21 protein-coding genes are annotated in these 17,755 nt (G+C 64.9%); 4 read left to right on the top strand and 17 right to left on the bottom strand.

The window, feature by feature from the left end; genetic code table 11:
• Positions 1–277: 277 nt before the first annotated feature.
• Entirely contained in the window at positions 278–754 is a 477-nt protein-coding gene (locus BMX99_RS16160) for a CoA-binding protein (protein ID WP_093454198.1), read from the top strand.
• A gap of 113 nt (positions 755–867) precedes the next feature.
• Here BMX99_RS16160 and BMX99_RS16155 read toward each other — a convergent pair whose 3' ends face one another.
• The 5 genes from BMX99_RS16155 to hisA form a co-directional block, all read right to left on the bottom strand.
• Positions 868–1,182 carry a phosphoribosyl-ATP diphosphatase gene (locus tag BMX99_RS16155; protein ID WP_093454195.1) on the bottom strand — a complete coding sequence of 105 codons (315 nt, stop codon included), beginning with the start codon at positions 1,180–1,182 and terminating at the stop codon, positions 868–870.
• Positions 1,179–1,940, bottom strand: coding sequence for an imidazole glycerol phosphate synthase subunit HisF (hisF, locus tag BMX99_RS16150; RefSeq protein ID WP_093454193.1), 762 nt, complete (start codon positions 1,938–1,940; stop codon positions 1,179–1,181). The genes BMX99_RS16155 and hisF overlap by 4 nt, the downstream gene beginning before the upstream one ends.
• Positions 1,941–2,001: 61 nt before the next feature.
• Entirely contained in the window at positions 2,002–2,295 is a 294-nt protein-coding gene (locus BMX99_RS16145) for a hypothetical protein (protein WP_093454190.1), read from the bottom strand.
• Positions 2,296–2,337: 42 nt separating this feature from the next.
• The gene (locus BMX99_RS16140) at positions 2,338–2,676 is read right to left on the bottom strand and encodes a hypothetical protein (protein ID WP_093454187.1); all 339 of its coding nucleotides are present in this window, start codon (positions 2,674–2,676) and stop codon (positions 2,338–2,340) included.
• The gene (hisA, locus tag BMX99_RS16135) at positions 2,669–3,394 is read right to left on the bottom strand and encodes a 1-(5-phosphoribosyl)-5-[(5-phosphoribosylamino)methylideneamino]imidazole-4-carboxamide isomerase (RefSeq protein ID WP_093454184.1); all 726 of its coding nucleotides are present in this window, start codon (positions 3,392–3,394) and stop codon (positions 2,669–2,671) included. The genes BMX99_RS16140 and hisA overlap by 8 nt, the downstream gene beginning before the upstream one ends.
• A 130-nt stretch (positions 3,395–3,524) precedes the next feature.
• On the opposite strand from hisA, the gene BMX99_RS16130 reads away from it, so the two are divergent.
• Positions 3,525–3,905 carry a DUF2147 domain-containing protein gene (locus BMX99_RS16130; protein ID WP_093454181.1) on the top strand — a complete coding sequence of 127 codons (381 nt, stop codon included), beginning with the start codon at positions 3,525–3,527 and terminating at the stop codon, positions 3,903–3,905.
• A 108-nt stretch (positions 3,906–4,013) separates the two neighbouring features.
• Here BMX99_RS16130 and hisH read toward each other — a convergent pair whose 3' ends face one another.
• The 4 genes from hisH to edd form a co-directional block, all read right to left on the bottom strand.
• Complete coding sequence (gene hisH / locus BMX99_RS16125) at positions 4,014–4,646, bottom strand: imidazole glycerol phosphate synthase subunit HisH (RefSeq protein WP_093454178.1); 633 nt, start codon at positions 4,644–4,646, stop codon at positions 4,014–4,016.
• 176 nt (positions 4,647–4,822) lie between these two features.
• Positions 4,823–5,410 (bottom strand): imidazoleglycerol-phosphate dehydratase HisB, encoded by a 588-nt coding sequence (gene hisB / locus BMX99_RS16120; RefSeq protein ID WP_093454415.1) that lies wholly within the window; start codon positions 5,408–5,410, stop codon positions 4,823–4,825.
• A 139-nt stretch (positions 5,411–5,549) separates the two neighbouring features.
• A complete protein-coding gene (gene eda / locus BMX99_RS16115) occupies positions 5,550–6,194 on the bottom strand; it encodes a bifunctional 4-hydroxy-2-oxoglutarate aldolase/2-dehydro-3-deoxy-phosphogluconate aldolase (protein WP_170848770.1) in 645 nt (214 codons plus the stop codon).
• 41 nt (positions 6,195–6,235) lie between these two features.
• Entirely contained in the window at positions 6,236–8,041 is a 1,806-nt protein-coding gene (edd, locus tag BMX99_RS16110) for a phosphogluconate dehydratase (protein ID WP_093454175.1), read from the bottom strand.
• 350 nt (positions 8,042–8,391) lie between these two features.
• Between edd and BMX99_RS16105 the strand changes: the two genes are divergently transcribed.
• Positions 8,392–9,594, top strand: coding sequence for an RSP_2647 family RNA methyltransferase (locus BMX99_RS16105; protein ID WP_093454409.1), 1,203 nt, complete (start codon positions 8,392–8,394; stop codon positions 9,592–9,594).
• Between the two features lie 13 nt (positions 9,595–9,607).
• The gene (locus tag BMX99_RS16100; RefSeq protein ID WP_093454172.1) at positions 9,608–10,165 is read left to right on the top strand and encodes an RSP_2648 family PIN domain-containing protein; all 558 of its coding nucleotides are present in this window, start codon (positions 9,608–9,610) and stop codon (positions 10,163–10,165) included.
• Between the two features lie 276 nt (positions 10,166–10,441).
• Here BMX99_RS16100 and BMX99_RS16095 read toward each other — a convergent pair whose 3' ends face one another.
• The 8 genes from BMX99_RS16095 to BMX99_RS16065 all read right to left on the bottom strand — a co-directional run bounded on the left by BMX99_RS16095 (position 10,442) and on the right by BMX99_RS16065 (position 17,721).
• The gene (locus BMX99_RS16095) at positions 10,442–11,443 is read right to left on the bottom strand and encodes an LLM class flavin-dependent oxidoreductase (RefSeq protein WP_093454169.1); all 1,002 of its coding nucleotides are present in this window, start codon (positions 11,441–11,443) and stop codon (positions 10,442–10,444) included.
• Positions 11,444–11,626: 183 nt separating this feature from the next.
• Positions 11,627–12,310 carry a M48 family metalloprotease gene (locus BMX99_RS16090; RefSeq protein WP_093454406.1) on the bottom strand — a complete coding sequence of 228 codons (684 nt, stop codon included), beginning with the start codon at positions 12,308–12,310 and terminating at the stop codon, positions 11,627–11,629.
• 122 nt (positions 12,311–12,432) lie between these two features.
• Positions 12,433–12,861 (bottom strand): OsmC family protein, encoded by a 429-nt coding sequence (locus tag BMX99_RS16085; protein ID WP_093454166.1) that lies wholly within the window; start codon positions 12,859–12,861, stop codon positions 12,433–12,435.
• Between the two features lie 265 nt (positions 12,862–13,126).
• Entirely contained in the window at positions 13,127–14,311 is a 1,185-nt protein-coding gene (locus BMX99_RS16080) for a vWA domain-containing protein (protein ID WP_093454163.1), read from the bottom strand.
• 161 nt (positions 14,312–14,472) lie between these two features.
• On the bottom strand, positions 14,473–14,640 hold the full coding sequence (locus tag BMX99_RS19765) for a hypothetical protein (protein ID WP_170848769.1): 168 nt from the start codon (positions 14,638–14,640) through the stop codon (positions 14,473–14,475).
• A 19-nt stretch (positions 14,641–14,659) separates the two neighbouring features.
• Positions 14,660–16,003 carry a DUF2927 domain-containing protein gene (locus BMX99_RS16075; protein ID WP_093454403.1) on the bottom strand — a complete coding sequence of 448 codons (1,344 nt, stop codon included), beginning with the start codon at positions 16,001–16,003 and terminating at the stop codon, positions 14,660–14,662.
• Positions 16,004–16,080: 77 nt separating this feature from the next.
• Positions 16,081–16,548 (bottom strand): GNAT family N-acetyltransferase, encoded by a 468-nt coding sequence (locus BMX99_RS16070; protein WP_093454401.1) that lies wholly within the window; start codon positions 16,546–16,548, stop codon positions 16,081–16,083.
• 333 nt (positions 16,549–16,881) lie between these two features.
• The gene (locus BMX99_RS16065) at positions 16,882–17,721 is read right to left on the bottom strand and encodes an AAA family ATPase (RefSeq protein WP_093454399.1); all 840 of its coding nucleotides are present in this window, start codon (positions 17,719–17,721) and stop codon (positions 16,882–16,884) included.
• Positions 17,722–17,755 lie beyond the last annotated feature (34 nt).

Raw genomic sequence — 17,755 nt, 5'->3', positions numbered from 1 at the left:
AAACCTGTGGGTAACGCCTCTGACCGCGGGGGCGTTAATCTTCTGTTCACAATCGTATTACATCCTCTCCCTACTCTGGGTGTGACATCCTATCTGGAGTCGTGGAATGCCAGACCGGAACCCTGGCATTTCCTTTCACTGTCCCTCGTTCCGTACTGCGCCCGGCATCTGCCCGGGCGCTTTTTTTGGGGCCATCCCAATCCGGTCGCTATTCGCCTTTTGCAGGCCTCGCCGCTCTGCCACTATGGGGGCGACGGCTCAGGGACAGGCAATCGCCATGACGGAAGAAACCTATACGGACGCCCATCTGAAAGAGGTGCTGCAGCGCACCCGCGTGATCGCCGTGGTCGGGGTGTCGATGAACCCGGTGCGGCCCAGCTACTACGTGGCGCGCTACCTGGGCCTGAAGGGATTCACGGTGATTCCGGTCAATCCCGGGCATGCCGGTGAAAAGCTGTTCGGCCAGACCATCCGCGCCAGCCTGTCCGAGATCAAGGAGCCGGTGGACATGGTGGACATCTTCCGCCGCTCGGACCACGTGCCGCCGATCGTGGACGAGGCGCTGGCGACTTTTCCAGACCTGCGTACCATCTGGATGCAGATCGGCGTGGTGAACCCTGAGGCCGCCGCCACGGCCCGTGCGCGCGGCGTCGACGTGATCATGAACCGCTGCCCCAAGATCGAATACCAGCGCCTGTTTGGCGAATTGCGCATGGGCGGGTTCAATACCGGGGTGATTTCGTCAAAGCTGTGACATTGGGTCATGACTTTGGCCGGTGCCTATAGCCCATGACGGACGATCCGATCTGGCGGCAGATCGGGGATTTTTGAGTATTTAAAGCAAGATGATGGGGATCGGGGCGGTGCTTATTGCCCGCGCGAGGCCTTTTCGGTGAGGCCCGAGGTGCCCTGGCGGCGGGAGAGTTCGGCGAGAACGTCCGCAAGGGGCACATCGCGGGCGGCCAGCATGACCAGCAGATGGTAGAGCACGTCCGCCGCCTCGGATTTCAGTTTTTGGGGGTCGTTCCTGACGGCCTCGATGATGGCCTCGACGGCCTCTTCGCCGAATTTCTCGGCGCATTTCTCGGGGCCCTTGGAGAGCAGCTTGGCCGTCCAGGAGCTGTCGGGATCGGCGCCCTTGCGGGCTTCGATCGTGGCGTAGAGTTCGTCCAGAATGCTCATTCCAGCCTCATCGGGATGCCGGCGGCGGCCATGTGATCCTTGGCCTCGCGGATGGTGTAGTCGCCGAAGTGGAAGATCGAGGCGGCAAGCACGGCCGAAGCCCCGCCCTTGGTCACGCCCTCGACCAGGTGATCCAGGTTACCGACGCCACCCGAGGCGATCACCGGCACCTCGACTGCGTCCGAGATCGCGCGGGTCAGGGGCAGGTTGAAGCCCGCGCGGGTGCCGTCGCGGTCCATTGAGGTCAGAAGGATTTCCCCGGCCCCCTTGGCAGCAACGGTACGAGCGAATTCGACCGCGTCGATGCCGGTGGCCTTGCGCCCGCCATGGGTGAAGATCTCCCATTTGCCGGGGCTGACGGTCTTGGCGTCGATCGCCACCACGATGCATTGCGACCCGAAGTGATCCGCGGCCTCGGCCACCACGTCCGGATTGGCCACGGCGGCGGAGTTGAACGACACCTTGTCGGCCCCGGCCAGCAGCAGGTTGCGCACGTCCTGAACGGTGCGCACGCCGCCGCCCACGGTCAGCGGGATGTAACATTGTTCCGCCGTGCGTGTGACCACGTCGAACATGGTGCCACGGTTTTCATGGGTGGCGTGGATGTCGAGAAAGCAAAGCTCGTCCGCGCCGGCGGCATCATAGGCCCGGGCGGCGTCCACGGGATCGCCCGCATCGCGCAGGCCAACGAAATTCACGCCTTTGACCACGCGGCCGTCGGCCACGTCGAGGCAGGGGATGATCCGAGTCTTCAACATGACAGTGCTTCTAGGGCCGGATCGGGGGCAGCGCAATCAAATGCGCCCTCGGGGGGCGGGATCAGCGCAGGCGGCGCAACCGGCGGATCAGCGGAGGCAGAGCCAGCGTCAGCGCGAGGGTAACCAGCAGAAGCGCGCCAAGGGGCAGGGTGATCAGCCCCAGCCAGCCCGAGAGGAAGGCCGCCCCCAGCTCCGGCCCCCAGTCGTGGCCATTGACCACGCAGGGGTGCACCCCGGCCTCGTTCAGGGTGCAGCCGTGCCGTTCGGCAAACCAGGACGACCAGACGACACCAACGACAGGCAGAGAGCAGAGCAGGAGAAGGATTACCTGCAGGATCACAAGGGTACGACGCATGGCATCAGTCTGACCCGGAGGGGGCGGGCGCGCAACCGGGCTTCAGGCGCGGTTGCGGCGGGTCCAGTATTCGGCCAGCGCCGCCAGAGGCACGGCCACGGGGCCCGCAACAAGCCCCGGCAGCGTCAGCAAAGAGGCAAAGCCACCAAGCGCGGTCACGGCGCCGGTCAGCCCGCCCTCGGGGCAGGACATGGCACGCAGGGAGGTGCCGGTACAGCCAAGGCCAAGCGCCAGGGCCTGGAGCGCGATCACCATGATCAGCCCCACGGCGGTCAGCGCGCCCATGCCGATCAGCAGGTAGCGCGCGCCCTTGTAGCGGCAGTAAAATCCCGCCCCCGTCACGGCCAGGGACAGGATCAGCGGGACAAGAAGATTAGTCATTCTTGAGAACCGAGAGCGCCTGCCCAAGGTCGATGGCACCGTCATAAAGCGCCCGACCCGAGATCGCGCCGTTCAGCGGTGCGCCGCAGGCCTTCAGCGCCCGCAGGTCGTCCAGCGAAGACACGCCGCCCGAGGCGATCACCGGGATCGACACCGCATTGGCCAGATCCGCCGTGGACTGCACGTTCGGACCCTGCATCGCGCCATCGCGGTTAATGTCGGTATAGATGATCGCTGCCACGCCGGCGTCTTCGAAGCTGCGCGCCAGGTCGGTGACCATGACGTCGGTTTCCTCGGCCCAGCCCTTGGTGGCGACGCGGCCGTTGCGGGCGTCGATGCCCACGGCGACCTTGCCGGGGAAGGCACGGGCGGCTTCCTTGACCAGCGCGGGGTTTTCCACCGCAACGGTGCCCAGGATGACGCGGGCCAGGCCCTTGGACAGCCAGGTCTCGATCGTGGCCATGTCGCGGATGCCGCCGCCCAGCTGCGCGGGCACCTGGGTCTGCTTCAGGATCGCCTCGACCGGGGCGGCGTTGACCGGTTCACCGGCGAAGGCCCCGTTCAGATCGACGATATGCAGCCATTCGCAGCCCGCTTTCACGAACTCCATCGCCTGGGCGGCGGGGTCGTCGTTGAAGACGGTCGCCTGGTCCATGTCGCCCTTGTACAGGCGCACGGCCTTGCCGTCTTTCAGGTCAATCGCGGGATAGAGGATCATGGTCAGCCCTTTCGTTCCGGTGGCGCGGTTATGCATGACGCTACGGGACATGCAACCTTCGCTTGCGATATCAGGGGCGCCCCGGCAAGACTGAGATCACGCCTTCGGGCGAACATAGGGAGGAAAAGGAATGCGCAAGACCATTCTGTCACTGGCTCTGATCCTGTCGGCGGGCGCGGCCCATGCCGATCCGGTCGAGGGCATCTGGAAAACCCAGGTTGACGACGGGGCCTATGCCCATGTCACCATCGCGCCCTGCGGCGGCGCGCTCTGCGGTACGATCAGCCGCACCTTCAACGCCGACGGCGAATACAAAAGCGCCAACCTGGGCAAAAAACTGGTCTGGGACATGCAGTCCAAGGGCGGCGGCGATTACCGGGATGGCAAGATCTGGCAGCCTTCGACCGACAAGGTCTTCAAATCGAAGATGGCGCTGTCGGGCAATACGCTGAAGGTCTCGGGCTGCGTCGGGCCGATCTGCAAGAAACAGACCTGGTCGCGGGTGAAATGACGTGACGCTTTGGGGGCGGGCCCGCTTGCCCGCCCTTACGGGCCGGTCTCGCAATCAGACGCGCCATGAAACGGAACGTTAAGTCTGCGACACCCGCCCGGCCCGCGCTCAGGGGGCCCAGCCTAGAAAATTCGCGATCATCTTCAGCCCGGTGGCCTGGCTCTTTTCCGGGTGGAACTGAGTGCCGATCATGTTGTCCCGTCCGACGATGGCCGTGACCGGATGGCCATAGTCCACATGCGCGATCAGCTGATCCGGCGACGCGACCGCCATGTGATAGGAATGCACGAAATAGGCATGCTGGCCGCTTTCGATCCCGGCAAGCACCGGGTGCGGGCGGTCGATGACCAGATCGTTCCAGCCCATATGCGGCACCTTCAGCCCCTCGGCCTCGATCCGTGTCACCTCACCGTCGATCCAGCCCAGGCCCGCGGTCTCTTCATACTCGTGCCCGATCCGGCACATCAGCTGCATGCCGACGCAGATCCCCATGAAAGGACGGGCTTTTTCCTCGACCACTTCACGCAGCGCCTCAAACAGGTTCTCGTGACCCTTCAGCGCCTTTGCACAGGCGGGAAAGGCTCCGTCACCCGGCAGAACGACTCGATCGGCGCGCAGCACATCCTCGGCCCGGTCCGAGACGATCACCTCTCCGCCGCCCGTTTCACGCGCCATGCGTTGAAAGGCCTTTTCGGCGGAATGCAGGTTGCCGCTTTCGTAATCGATCAGAACTGTCAGCATCTTGGCCCCCTAAATCCTACCCGCAGCACTGCCCCGGTTCCCCGCGCGGGTCAAGACCCGCGCCCGGGCGCAACTGCCCCCATCCTCTTGCCGAAAATATCCCCGCCGGAGGCAATCCCGAAGCCGGGCCTCGCACCCCGATCCGGGGTTCAGCAAACCACTGTCCAAAGAACCGCTTACAGCATGCCCTTGGTCGACGGGATCGCATCGCCCTTGCGGGGATCGGTCTCGACCGCCTCGCGCAGGGCGCGGGCGACGGACTTGAAGGCTGCCTCGGCGATGTGATGCGAATTCAGACCGTGCAGCGCATCCACGTGCAGCGTGATGCCGCCATGGGTCGCCAGCGCCTGGAAGAATTCCCGCACCAGTTCCGTGTCGAAGGTGCCGATCTTCTGGGTCGGCAGATCGACGTTCCACACCAGGAAGGGACGGCCCGACAGGTCCAGGGCACAGCGCACCAGCGCGTCGTCCATGGGCAGCAGGCAGGACCCATAGCGGCGGATTCCACGTTTGTCTCCAAGTGCCTGGGTCAGGGCCTGACCGATGGCGATGCCTACGTCCTCGACCGTGTGGTGGTCGTCGATATGCAGGTCGCCCTTACAGCGTATGGTCATGTCGATCAGCGAATGCCGCGCCAGCTGATCCAGCATGTGGTCGAAGAAACCGACCCCGGTCTGGTTGTCGTAATGGCCGGTCCCGTCCAGCGACAGGATGACTTCGATGTCCGTCTCTGCGGTCTTGCGGCTGATCTTGGCGCTGCGCATGGGGCCTCCGATGATGTTCGCCGCTGTATAGGCGCGCGCGGCCATGGGGCCAAGCAAAAGCGCGCGGCCTGCGGAATTTCCCTTGCATTGCGCGGCTTTGCTGCATCGGCACGCGGCGCAGGTCGCCGCGGAATGGGCCTTAGCCCAGAAGCGTGGCCTCGCGCGCCAGTGCCTCGATCCCGGCCCAGTCGCCGCTTTCCACCTTGTCCTTGGGCGCGACCCAGGACCCGCCGACACAGGCGGTATTGGGCAGCGCAAGATAGTCGCGTGCATTGCCGGGCGTCACCCCGCCCGTCGGACAGAACAGGATCTGCGGGATGGGAGAGGCCAGCGATTTCAGCGCCTTGGCCCCGCCTGCAGCTTCGGCCGGGAAAAACTTCTGCACCCGGTAGCCGCGTTCCAACAGGCGCATCGCCTCGGATGCGGTGGCGGCCCCCGGCAGCATCGGCAGGCCCATGTCTTCGGCCGCATCCAGCAGCTTATCGGTGGCACCGGGCGACACGCCAAAGGTCGCCCCGGCCTTCAGGGCGCGTTCCACATCCGCAGGGGTCAGGATCGTGCCCGCGCCGACAATCCCGCCCTCGACCCCGGCCATGGCCGAGATCACATCAAGCGCCGCCGGCGTGCGCAGCGTGACTTCGAGCACGGGCAACCCGCCCGCAACCAGCGCCGTCGCCAGGGGGGCGGCATGGGCCACGTCATCGACAACCAGAACCGGGATCACGGGGGCGGTGCGGCAGAGTTTTTCGCTGTTGGCGCTGGCGGATTCAGGGGTGATGGGCATGGGCGGTCCTCACAGGATATTGGCCTCACAGGGTGTTGGGCTTACACGATATTGGCCGCGCCCGAGGTGGCGGGTCCGGCATTCTGACGGAAAAGTTCGAACAATTCGCGGCCGATCCCGTGGCTGTTGGCCGACAGATCGGGCGTCACGGCGGGGCGATCCAGCGCGCCTTCGGTCAGCACCTCGATCACGCCCGCAACTGCATCGACGCGGATCAGGTCGCCGTCCTGCAACCGGGCGAGGGGGCCGCCATCCACCGCCTCGGGGGCGACATGGATCGCGGCGGGCACCTTGCCCGAGGCACCGGACATCCGGCCATCGGTCAAAAGCGCGACCTTCAGCCCGCGATCCTGCAGCACCGACAGCGTCGGCGTCAGGGAATGCAGCTCGGGCATGCCATTGGCCCTGGGGCCCTGGAAGCGCACGATGACCACGACATCTTCGGTGAATTCCCCGGCGCGGAAGGCGGTCTTAACAGCCTCCTGGTCGTTGAAGATCCGGGCCTTGGCCTCGATTACGTGGCGTTCGGGCGCGACGGCGGAAACCTTCATCATGCCGGTGCCCAGATTGCCGCTAAGTCTTTTCAATCCGCCGGTTTTCTGGAACGGGTCCGAGGGCGGGCGCAGGATCTTGTCGTTCTCGGATTTGCGCGCGCCGTCGCTATAGGTGACGCGCCCGTCGACCAGTTTGGGCTCCTTGGCATACGCCGTAAGTCCACCTTCGCCGATGGTCAGCGTGTCGTCGTGCAGAAGGCCCGCGCCGATCAGCTCTCCGATCATGTAGCCCAGGCCACCGGCGGCGTGGAAATGGTTCACATCGGCCAGCCCGTTCGGATAGACCTTGGCCATCAGCGGCACCGCGCCCGAGATCTCGTCGAAATCCTCAAGCTCCAGCAGCACGCCCGCGGCGCGCGCCATGGCGGGCATATGCAGCACAAGGTTGGTCGACCCGCCGGTGGCCATCAGGCCCACGATCCCGTTCACAAAGGCCTTTTCGTCCAGCACGTGACCGGCGGGGCGGTAGTCGTTGCCAAGCGCGGTGATTTCCAGCGCCCGTTCGACACCGGCCACGGTCAGCGCGTCGCGCAGCGGCGTGTTGGGGTTCACAAAGGACGCGCCCGGAAGGTGCAAGCCCATGAATTCCATCAACATCTGGTTGGAATTCGCGGTGCCGTAGAAGGTGCAGGTGCCGGGCGAGTGGTAGGAGGCCATCTCGGCCTCCATCAGCTTGTCGCGGCCCACTTCGCCGGTGGCAAACTGCTGGCGCACCCGTGCTTTCTCGTCATTCGGCAGACCCGAGGGCATCGGCCCCGCCGGCAGGAAGACCGCCGGGATATGGCCAAAGGTCGCCGCCGCCATCACCAGGCCGGGCACGATCTTGTCACATACGCCCAGGTAAAGTGCTGCATCAAAACAGTTGTGAGACAGTGCCACTCCGGCGGACAAGGCAATGACATCGCGGGAGAAAAGCGACAGCTCCATCCCCGGCTGGCCTTGGGTGACCCCGTCGCACATGGCCGGAACACCGCCAGCCACCTGTGCGGTCGAGCCCTTGGCGCGGGCGGAATCGCGGATCAGCTGGGGAAAGCGTTCAAACGGCTGATGCGCCGACAACATGTCGTTGTAGGACGTAACGATCCCAAGGTTTGCACCTGTGCCCTGCGCCAGCGCCTCCTGGTCGTCCGGCACACCCGCATAGGCATGCGCCTGGTTGCCACAGGTCAGATGGGCGCGGACGGGTCCGGCATCGGCTGCGGCATTGATGCGGTCCAGATACTGGCGGCGGCTGTCGGCGGACCGGGCGATGATCCGGTCGGTGACCTTGGCGATGGTTGGGTTCAGTGGCATCGGCGTCTCCTGTTCCTGGCGCGTGGATAGCAGGCATTGGTAGCGGTAACAATGGCGTTGCGTCAGCTTGCGGGGGGTGTCGGGAAGGTAGGGCGATTTGGGGGGCTGGGGAAGTGGGAAGAAAGGCCTAAATCACCCGCCTTTGCGGGCTTTTGACAGGGGCACCGGCCCGGCGTTGACGCCGGGCAGCGGCCGTCCGCCCCCCTGGGCGGCCGCTTCGCAGCCACCCGCGGACGGCCGCGGCCCTTCGCGATGACCTCTGACGTGCGGTGACGACCTCGCTCTATGTTCTGCTGCATCCCCCACGCAACACCTCTTCCCGGCCCCCCAAGAACAGGCTAATGGGGGGCATGACAGATCTGCCCATTCTCCGCCTCAAACCCAAGATGGACCCCCGCCGTATCCGCTTTGGCTACCCCTGGGTCTATGACAACGAACTCGTGATGGACCGCCGGTCCAAGGCGATCGCGCCGGGATCCCTTGCGCTTCTCGAAGACGCGGGCCGCGAACCGCTTGGCCTTGTCGCCGTGAACACCGCCAGCCGCATCGTCGGCCGGGTGCTCGACAGCGCTGATGTGACCGAACTCACGCCCGAGTGGTTCACCACCCGCATCGCCCGCGCCTTGTCGCTGCGCGAAACGCTTTTTGACCAGCCGTTCTATCGCCTGGTCCATGCCGAGGCCGACGGCTTTCCCGGTGTCATCATCGACCGTTTCGGCGACACCGCCGTGATCCAGCCAAACGCCGCCTGGGCCGAGGTGCATCTGGAAACCCTGACCGACGCGCTGGTGCAGGTCACCGGCGTCACCAACGTTCTGAAAAGCGCCGGCGGACGGGCGCGCGGCCTGGAAGGGCTGGACGATCAGGACAAGGTGCTGCGCGGCTCTGCCCCCGAGGCCGCCGTGCCCGTGCCGATGAACGGCGCGACCTATATGGCGGATCTGACCGGCGGGCAGAAAACCGGGCTGTTCTATGACCAGCGTCCCAACCACGCCTTTGCCGCCGGTCTGGCGCGCGGGGCCAAGGTGCTGGACGTCTTTTCCCATGTGGGCGGGTTCGGCCTTGCGGCTCTGGCCGCCGGCGCGGAAAGCGCGCTTTGCGTCGACGGATCGCAACCGGCGCTGGATCTGGCGATCCAGGGCGCGGCGCAAAGCGGGCTGGGCGACAGGCTGACCACCCGCAAGGGCGACGCCTTTGACACGCTCGCCGCCCTGGCCGAGGAAGGCGCGCAATTCGACGTGGTCATCTGTGACCCGCCGGCCTTTGCGCCGTCGAAACCCGCGCTGGAAAAGGGGCTGCGCGCCTATGAACGCGTGGCCCGCATGGCGACGGAACTGGTGAAACCGGGCGGATACCTGGGGCTGTGTTCCTGTTCCCATGCCGCGGATCTTGAGAAATTCCGCCAGGTCAGCATTCGCGGCATTGGCAAGGGGCTGTATCAGACCGGCCGTTCCGCCAAGCTGATCCATACCGGCTTTGCCGGGGCCGATCACCCGATCCACCCGCAGCTGGCCGAAAGCGGCTACCTCAAGGCTCTGTTCTTCCAGCTGTAAGCGAGTGGCGGCGATGAAACTGGTCCTCGACGCCTGTGTCCTTTACCCGACGGTGATGCGCGAAGTGCTTCTGGCCGCCGCGCGTGCGGGCCTGTATCAGCCGCTCTGGTCCGAGCGTATCACCGAGGAATGGGCCCGCGCCGCCGCCCGGATCGAACCGGGGCAAGAGGCGCAGGCGCGGGGCGAGATCGCCATGCTGGGCACGCAATTCCCGCGCGCCCGGATCGCGGCTGCGCATGAGGGGCTGACAAATCGGCTCTGGCTGCCGGACCCGGCAGACATCCACGTTCTGGCCACAGCGATTGCGGGGCATGCGGACGGGATCGTCACGATGAACGCCAAGGATTTCCCGCGCAACATCCTGGCCGAGGAAGGGCTGACCCGCGCCGATCCAGACACGCTTTTGCTGGGCTTTTTTGAGGCGCAGCCCGAGGTGATGAGCCGCGTGGCCGACGACGTTCTGGCCACCGCGCGGCGTCTTTCGTCGGACGACTGGACCTTGCGCAGCCTGATGAAAAAAGCGCGGCTGCCGCGGTTCGGCAAGGCGGTTGAGGCGGGCGGGCTGGTTTAGGGGCGGTGCGTGGCGGGTTCATCGGGAAAAAACCGTCGACACGGTCCCGACGCCTAAGGTCATCAACTAGGGCAGCGTCCGTCCGTGGGTGGCGCAATAGCGCCGCCCCATGGGGGCGGGCCCCTCTCAGCGATTGCGTGCAATCGCTTGCCGGGCAACGGGCGCTGCTCGGCGTTGCCGCCGGGCGGGACGTTTGATCGGCGTATGGGCTGAATTGAACTGCATCGGGCCCAGGTGCAGGTGTAGAACTCCGCACCCGATACAGAAACGCGAATTTCAGAACGACCCTTCCGCCCCAAGACCCTGCAACACCCGCGCCGCGATCTCGATGCTTTTCAACCGGGCGGAATGATCCCAGATCTGCGCGTTCACCATGACCTCGTCCGGCTGGTAGGTATCTAGGATACCCGCAACCTGCCGCTTGACCATCTCTTCCGACCCGATCGCGCTGACCGTGAACCGGCTTTGCGCGGCGGTGATCCAGGCCGGGTCCAGGTGGTCCTCCAACCGCGCGACCGGGCGGGGCAGCGGGCCGGGGTTGCCCGCCCGCAGCGCCGCAAACCCCAGCACGGCCGAGGACTGGTGAAACAGCGCCTCTTCCTCGGTCTCGGCGGCAAAGACGTTCATCGCCACCATGAAATGCGGCTTTTCCAGATGTTCGGAGGGCTGGAACCCGCGGCGATAGGCCTCTCCGGCCTCTTCCAGCATCTCGGGTGCGAAATGCGAGGCAAAGGCATAGGGCAGCCCCAGATGCGCTGCCAGCTGGGCACCATAAAGCGAGGATCCCAGGATCCAGACCGGAACATTGGTATTGGCGCCGGGGATGGCGCGCAGGCGCTGGCCGTCCTCGATCGGGCCGAGATAGGCCATCAGTTCGAGCACGTCGCGGGGGAAGGTGTCCTGCTGGCTCATGTGGCGGCGCAGGGCACGGGCGGTTTCCATGTCGGTGCCGGGCGCGCGGCCAAGACCAAGGTCGATGCGGGGGCCGTGGATCTCGGCCAGGGTGCCGAATTGTTCCGCAATGACCAACGGCGCGTGGTTGGGCAGCATAACCCCGCCAGAACCGACCCGGATACGAGAGGTCGCCCCGGCAATATGCCCGATCAGGATCGAGGTCGCAGACGAGGCGATGCCGGGCATGTTGTGATGTTCGGCCAGCCAGTGGCGGTGATAGCCCTGGGCCTCGGCGAACTGTGCAAGGGACACGGAATTGGCGATCGCCTCGCGGGCCGAGGAGCCTTCGGGGATCGGGGCGAGGTCTAGCAGGGAATAGCGCATATCAGGGGTCTTCTGGATAAGGGGCGTCGGGCCCGGACAATTCGGCATTCACCGCCCAATGGTTAAAGCCCGGCCTTGAAAGATCGTGTCAGGGGACAGCACTTCCAACCCCGGCGCAAGCGCAACTGCGCCCCTGCGCTGTGCAATGATGCAGGCGTGGGCCGCAAACACTTAGCGCAGGGGCTAAGCGTTCCAACCGTCCGAGAGCTGGCGGATCGCGGCGATCCGTTCCTCGGGCTTGGGGTGGGAGAGCAGCCAGGCCGGCGCGCGCCCGTGGCTCGACGCGGTCAGCGCACCCAGCTTCTCGAACAGGCGGATCTGCGGCGCGACCCCGATGCCGGATTTTGTCAGCAGGGCGGCGGCATAGGCGTCGGCCTCGTATTCGTCGGACCGCGACAGACGCGCCGCCAGAAGCGATGTCAGAAGCCCGGCGATCCAGCCGCCCACGCCCGGAAGGATCCGGCTAAGCACCATGCCAAGCGCCGTCCGCATGGCGTTCTGCCCGGAAAAGTCGATCAGCCGCCGCCGCGTGTGATCCAGCGCCACATGGCCCAGCTCATGTGCGATGACGCTGGCGAGTTCCTCTGCCGTGACCTCGCCCGCGTTGTATTTGTTCAGAAATCCGCGCGTCAGGAAGATACGCCCATCCGGAACGGCCATTCCGTTCACCGGCTCGATCTCATAAACGTGCACCCGGATGCGCGGCAGATCCAGCGCCTGGGCCATGCGTTTGGTCAGCGCGGCAATGCGCGGGTCGGCCAGTTCGGTGGATTTCTCGTCCAGCTCCTTCTTCAGCCGCCAGGACGAGAAATGCCAGGCGACGACACCATAAAGGATGGCCAGAAGGATCGGGGTCAGCTTCAACATGGGCAAGATATGGGGCAAGGCGCGGGTCGGAACAAGCCGCGCCTTGCTGATTGATTGCCTGGTGGCCGATCGGATCGGGGCGATCAGATCGCCCGGACTGGATCAGCGTCGGATCAGCGGGATCAGACCAGTTTGGCGTCCAGCGTGATCTCGGCTCCGGCGAAAAGCTTGGAGATCGGGCAGCCGGCCTTGGCGGCGGCGGCGGCTTCCTGGAACTTTTCCTCGTCGGCACCGGGGATCCTGGCCTTGAGGTCCAGGTGCACCTTCTTGATGGCAAAGCCGTCCGCTTCCTTGTCGAGATAGACGGTCGAGGTTGCGTCAAGCTCCTCGGCCTCCATCCCGGCGTTCTCCAGCTGCAGCGACAGCGCCATGGCAAAGCACGAGGCATGGGCGGCACCGGCCAGTTCTTCCGGGTTGGTGCCGGGTTCGTCGCCGAAGCGCTTGTTGAAGCCGTAGCGCACGTTGCTGAGCACGCCGGACTGTGTGTTCACCTTGCCCGAACCTTCGCGGATGGTGCCGGTCCAGATGGCAGAGCCGTGTTTCTTGATCATCTCGATCTCCTTTATGGTCTGGTGACCCATGGGCCTGTGTGGGTGTGGACCCGTGGTCTTGACCAAGAAGGGAGTGCGGGGCGGAGCGGTTTCAAGAGCTGCGTTTGGGCGGGCGGCGCGCATCGGTCTGTCGGGGGCACTGTGTGGAGGCGTCGGAGGGGGGAGGGGCGCTGCCCCTCTTGGGCCCGCAGGCGGGCCCAATTCACCCCGGGATATTTTTGGCAAGAGGATGCAAGGGGGCGCGGCGCGGGCGGCTGGCGGAGGATCAGCGGGTGAGGTCCTTCATGCCCTTTTCCAGGCCGGCGAGGGTCATGGGGACCATGTTTTCCTCGAAGATCTCTTTGATCATCTTGATGGACTGGGTGTAGGACCAGTATTTTTCCGGCACCGGGTTGATCCAGAGGCTGGACGACCACTGGTTGCGGCAGCGTTCCAGCCAGACCTGGCCGGCCTCTTCGTTCCAATGTTCATTGGCCCCGCCGGGATAGGCGATTTCATAGGGCGACATCGAGGCGTCGCCCACGAAGATGCATTTGTAATCCGGACCATAAGTTCTGAGTATTTCCCAGGTCGGGGTCTGTTCGGTCCAGCGCCGTTTGTTGTCGCGCCAGACGCCTTCGTACAGGCAGTTGTGGAAGTAGAAATGTTCCAGGTGCTTGAATTCGGACTTGGCGGCGGAGAAGAGTTCCTCGACCACCTTGATATGCGGGTCCATGGAGCCGCCGACATCGAGGAACAGCAGCACCTTGACCGCGTTGCGCCGTTCCGGCCGGGTCTTCACGTCGAGATAGCCGTGTTCGGCCGTGGCGCGGATCGTGCCATTCAGGTCGAGTTCTTCATGCGCCCCGTCGCGGGCCCATTTGCGCAGACGTTTCAAGGCTACCTTGATGTTGCGGGTGCCCAGTTCCACCTTGTCGTCGAAGTTCTTGAACTCGCGCTTGTCCCAGACCTTCACGGCGCGCTGGTGGCGGGATTTCTCCTGGCCGATGCGCACGCCTTCGGGGTTGTAGCCATCCGCCCCGAAGGGAGAGGTGCCGCCGGTGCCGATCCACTTGTTGCCGCCCTGGTGGCGTTTCTTCTGTTCCTCGAGCCGCTTTTTCAGCGTCTCCATCAGTTTCTCGAAACCGCCGAGCGCCTCGATCTCGGCTTTTTCTTCTTCGCTCAGGTGCTTTTCCGCCATGGAGTGCAGCCAGTCCGCGGGCAGGTCGACCTTTTCCATCACCTGGTCCAGGGTGATCTGGTCAAGCCCTTCGAAGGTCTTGGCGAAGGCCACGTCGAATTTGTCGAGGTTGCGTTCGTCCTTCACCATGGCCGAGCGGGCGAGGTAGTAGAAACCTTCGGGATCATAGGTGATCAGATCGGCGCGCAGGGCTTCCAGGAAGCTGAGGTATTCGCGCAGGGAGACCGGCACGGCATGGTCGCGCAGGTTTTGGAAAAAGGGGATGAACATCGCGGCATCCGTTCTTGGAAACGTTTGCAGCGGAGCCTAGCAGCCCGATCCGGGGGATGCCATAGGGCGCAGTGAGATAAGAGCCGTGTGATAAGACCCGTGCGTCAAGCGCGGTGCAGGGCCCCGAAGGGCCATGCGGGTGTCAGGCAGTGAGGGCGCGATCAGAAGACGGTGCGATCCAGGATCAGCGTCACGAACAGCGCGATCAGGCCGAACATCAGTGCATGCACGATGGCATATTGCACGATGTCCGCAGTGCGCCCCTTGCGGCGGCGGGCCCGCAGTGCGCCAAAGACCGCGCCGGCGATGAGTGCGATGAGAATGATCATGGTCGGCCTTTCCAGGGGCTCAGCCCCTTACGCTGGCGGGTCGCAGGGCCGAGATCTCGTTCAGCTTTGCCCGCACGGCCCAATCCGGGCCAAACCCGTAGCGTGCCCAACCCAGACTGTCCAGACGCACGCTGCCCGCATCCTGGGGACGTCCCGTCAGCTCGAGCGCCTCGGCGCGCAGCATCTGGACCGAGGCCAGAAGGGCCGCATTCTCGGACCGGCGGGCGACGCCCTCCTGCCCATCAAGAAGCGCCAGCGCCATGTCGCCGTCGCCGCCGTGGATCGCATGGGCGGCCAGCTGGGCCGCCACATGGGCTGCATGGGGCGCGGTTTCGGGGCGGGCGCGATAGATCCGCAGGGCGCGGGTCAGATGGGCAAAGGCGGTGTCGCGGTCAAAGCTTTGCACCAGGCGCGCCACGGTGAAATGCGAAAACGCCAGGCGGTGGTCCTGCCAGCCTTCGCTGCGGGCGATCACCAGGGCGCGGTTCGCGGCGGCGGTGCGGGCGGCGATATTGCCCTTGGGTCCAAGCGCGGCCTGCACGGCCTCGATCCAGGCGGCGGGCGTGGGCGGCAGAGGCCGCGCCGCGCGGCGCTGACCTTCGGGGTTCAGCCGCGCCAGCAGGGCGGGCAGGCGGCGGGCCACCTGGTCGCGCGTCATGCCTGACCGCAGTTCTGGCGCATAGGTCGCCCGCAGGATCAGCATGTCGAACCCGGTCAGGACCGTGTTCATGTTGTCGTCGTTGAAGGTGCTGTCGGGCAGCCGGTACAGATCATTCAGGGGGCCAAGCGCCTGGGCCAGTTCCTCGTGCAGGCAGTCGCGGCTTTCCTGCGGGCTGACGTCATTGGGCACGAAGATCGCGATGCGGTCACGCTGCTGCAGCTGCGCCCAGTCGGTGTCGCCCCGGCGGCGCGCGGCGTGATACTGCTCCAGGCTTGTGATCCCGGGCACCACGAAACAGGCGGCATCGGGCAGGTACTGGCGGATCTTCTTGCTGGACACCGCCTGGACCGTGATCTGGTTCGCACCGGTGCCGAAATCCAGATCCAGCCCGGCCTCGGTCCGCAGCCGAGTGACCAGGCGGCGCAGGTCATCGGTCATGCCCGGGGCGGGCGCACCGGTGACGGCAATGCGGATCGGGCCTTCGAAGCGGGTCAGCACAGGCAGGCTGCGGCCGGATTCCAGCCGGAACGACAGGTCCATGAAATCCTGCGCGATCTCGGCATTGGCGCGCGTCGGTGCAAGCGGTGCAGAGCCGGCGAAGACCTTCATCGGCGGCAGCACCGGCAGGGACACCTGCGCGGCACGGCTTGGCATTTCGTCCGAGACCGGAAGGCCCGAGACACCGCCCTCGGGCGAGGTCATGGGGCCGATACAGGCGGACAGGGCGAAGGCAAGCGGGGCAAAGCGAAGCGGGGTCAGGCTGAACCGGTGCCGCGCTTTCACGACGGCCTCTGATACTTGATGAAATCCGTGACCCCGGCGATCTGGTCATACAGCTTGCGGGCCTGGGTGTTGTCTTCCTGGGTCATCCAGTAGACCGTCGGCGCGCCGGCGTCGTCCGCCGCGGCATAGACCGCCGTGATCAGCGCCGCACCGATGCCACGTCCGCGGACCTCGGGGTCGGCATATAGGTCCTGAAGATAGCAGACCGGTTCCGCCTTCCAGCCGTGGCGGTGGAACAGGTAATGCACCAGCCCGACCGGGCGATCGCCCAGCAGCGCCAGGAAGCCCTGGAATTCCCCCGTTTCGCCCGACAGCATACGTTCGAACGTCAGGTCATACTGCGCCTGCGGAAGCTCTGTCTTGTAGAATTTCAAATACCCCTGCCACAACCGGCCCCATTCGGCACGGTCGGCCCTGTCCAAAGGCCGTATGGTCAGGGACTCGGTCTCAGCCGGTCCTGCCATGAAACACTGCTCCATCTCGCGGTCAGCGGATTTGTTTCCCCCGTCTGACCTTTATTGGTGGCCCCGGTTTGTCCGAGGTCCGGGCCGGATCGTTGTCTGGCCTGATGCGACTATGCAGGGGGCGAGGGGCGGTGCAAAGGAAAGATTGCCCAAAGGCTCCGGTTTTGGCGGATTCCGAAAGGAACCGTTAAGATTTGCCAGAAGAAGAGGGGGCAGGGCCATGGATAGCGCCCGGATTGGGCGCGCCGTTCGGCAGATCTTGTTCATGCGCGCCCAAGGATTGGCGCGCATGGTCTTGGTGTGCTGGGTCTTGTTCAGGTCCGATCGCGGCCCTTAGCGCTGGCCGCGCGCCATGAAGGCAAGCCGTTCGAACAGATGCACATCCTGTTCGTTCTTCAGCAGCGCGCCATGCAGTTTCGGCAGCGCATTGGCCCCGTCACGCTTCAGGTCGGCGGGGTCCAGATCCTCGGCCAGCAGCAGCTTGAGCCAGTCCAGCACCTCGGAGGTCGAGGGCTTTTTCTTCAGCCCGCCGGTTTCACGCACTTCGAAGAACTGGGTCAGCGCCATGGTCAGAAGCTCACCCTTGATGCCGGGATGATGCACTTCGACGATCTTGCGCATCGTGTCCATGTCGGGGAAGCGGATGTAATGGAAGAAACAGCGGCGCAGGAAGGCGTCGGGCAGTTCCTTTTCATTGTTCGAGGTGATGATGACGATCGGGCGCACCTTGGCGGTGATCGTTTCGCCGGTCTCGTAGACGTGGAACTCCATCTTGTCGAGTTCTTGCAGAAGGTCGTTCGGGAATTCGATGTCGGCCTTGTCGACCTCGTCGATCAGCAGCACGACCTTTTCATCCGCCTCGAAGGCCTGCCACAGCTTGCCCTTGCGGATGTAGTTCTTGACGTCATGCACCTTTTCCTCGCCCAGCTGGCTGTCGCGCAGACGGGACACGGCGTCGTATTCATACAGGCCCTGCTGCGCCTTGGTCGTGGACTTGATGTTCCATTCGATCATCTTCAGACCAAGGCTGTCGGCCACCTGCCGCGCCAGTTCGGTCTTGCCCGTGCCCGGTTCGCCCTTGACCAGCAGGGGGCGCTCCAGCGTGACGGCAGCATTGACCGCAACGGTCAGATCATCGGTTGCGACATAGCTCTTGGTGCCTTGGAATTTCATGAAATTTCGGCCTCGTTGGTAACGTTTCCGCAGA

Source organism: Pseudooceanicola nitratireducens, from assembly GCF_900109195.1.
GTDB lineage: Bacteria > Pseudomonadota > Alphaproteobacteria > Rhodobacterales > Rhodobacteraceae > Pseudooceanicola > Pseudooceanicola nitratireducens.
Note: the sequence above shows the minus strand (reverse complement) of the source record. Positions and strands in the feature narration are given on the sequence as shown.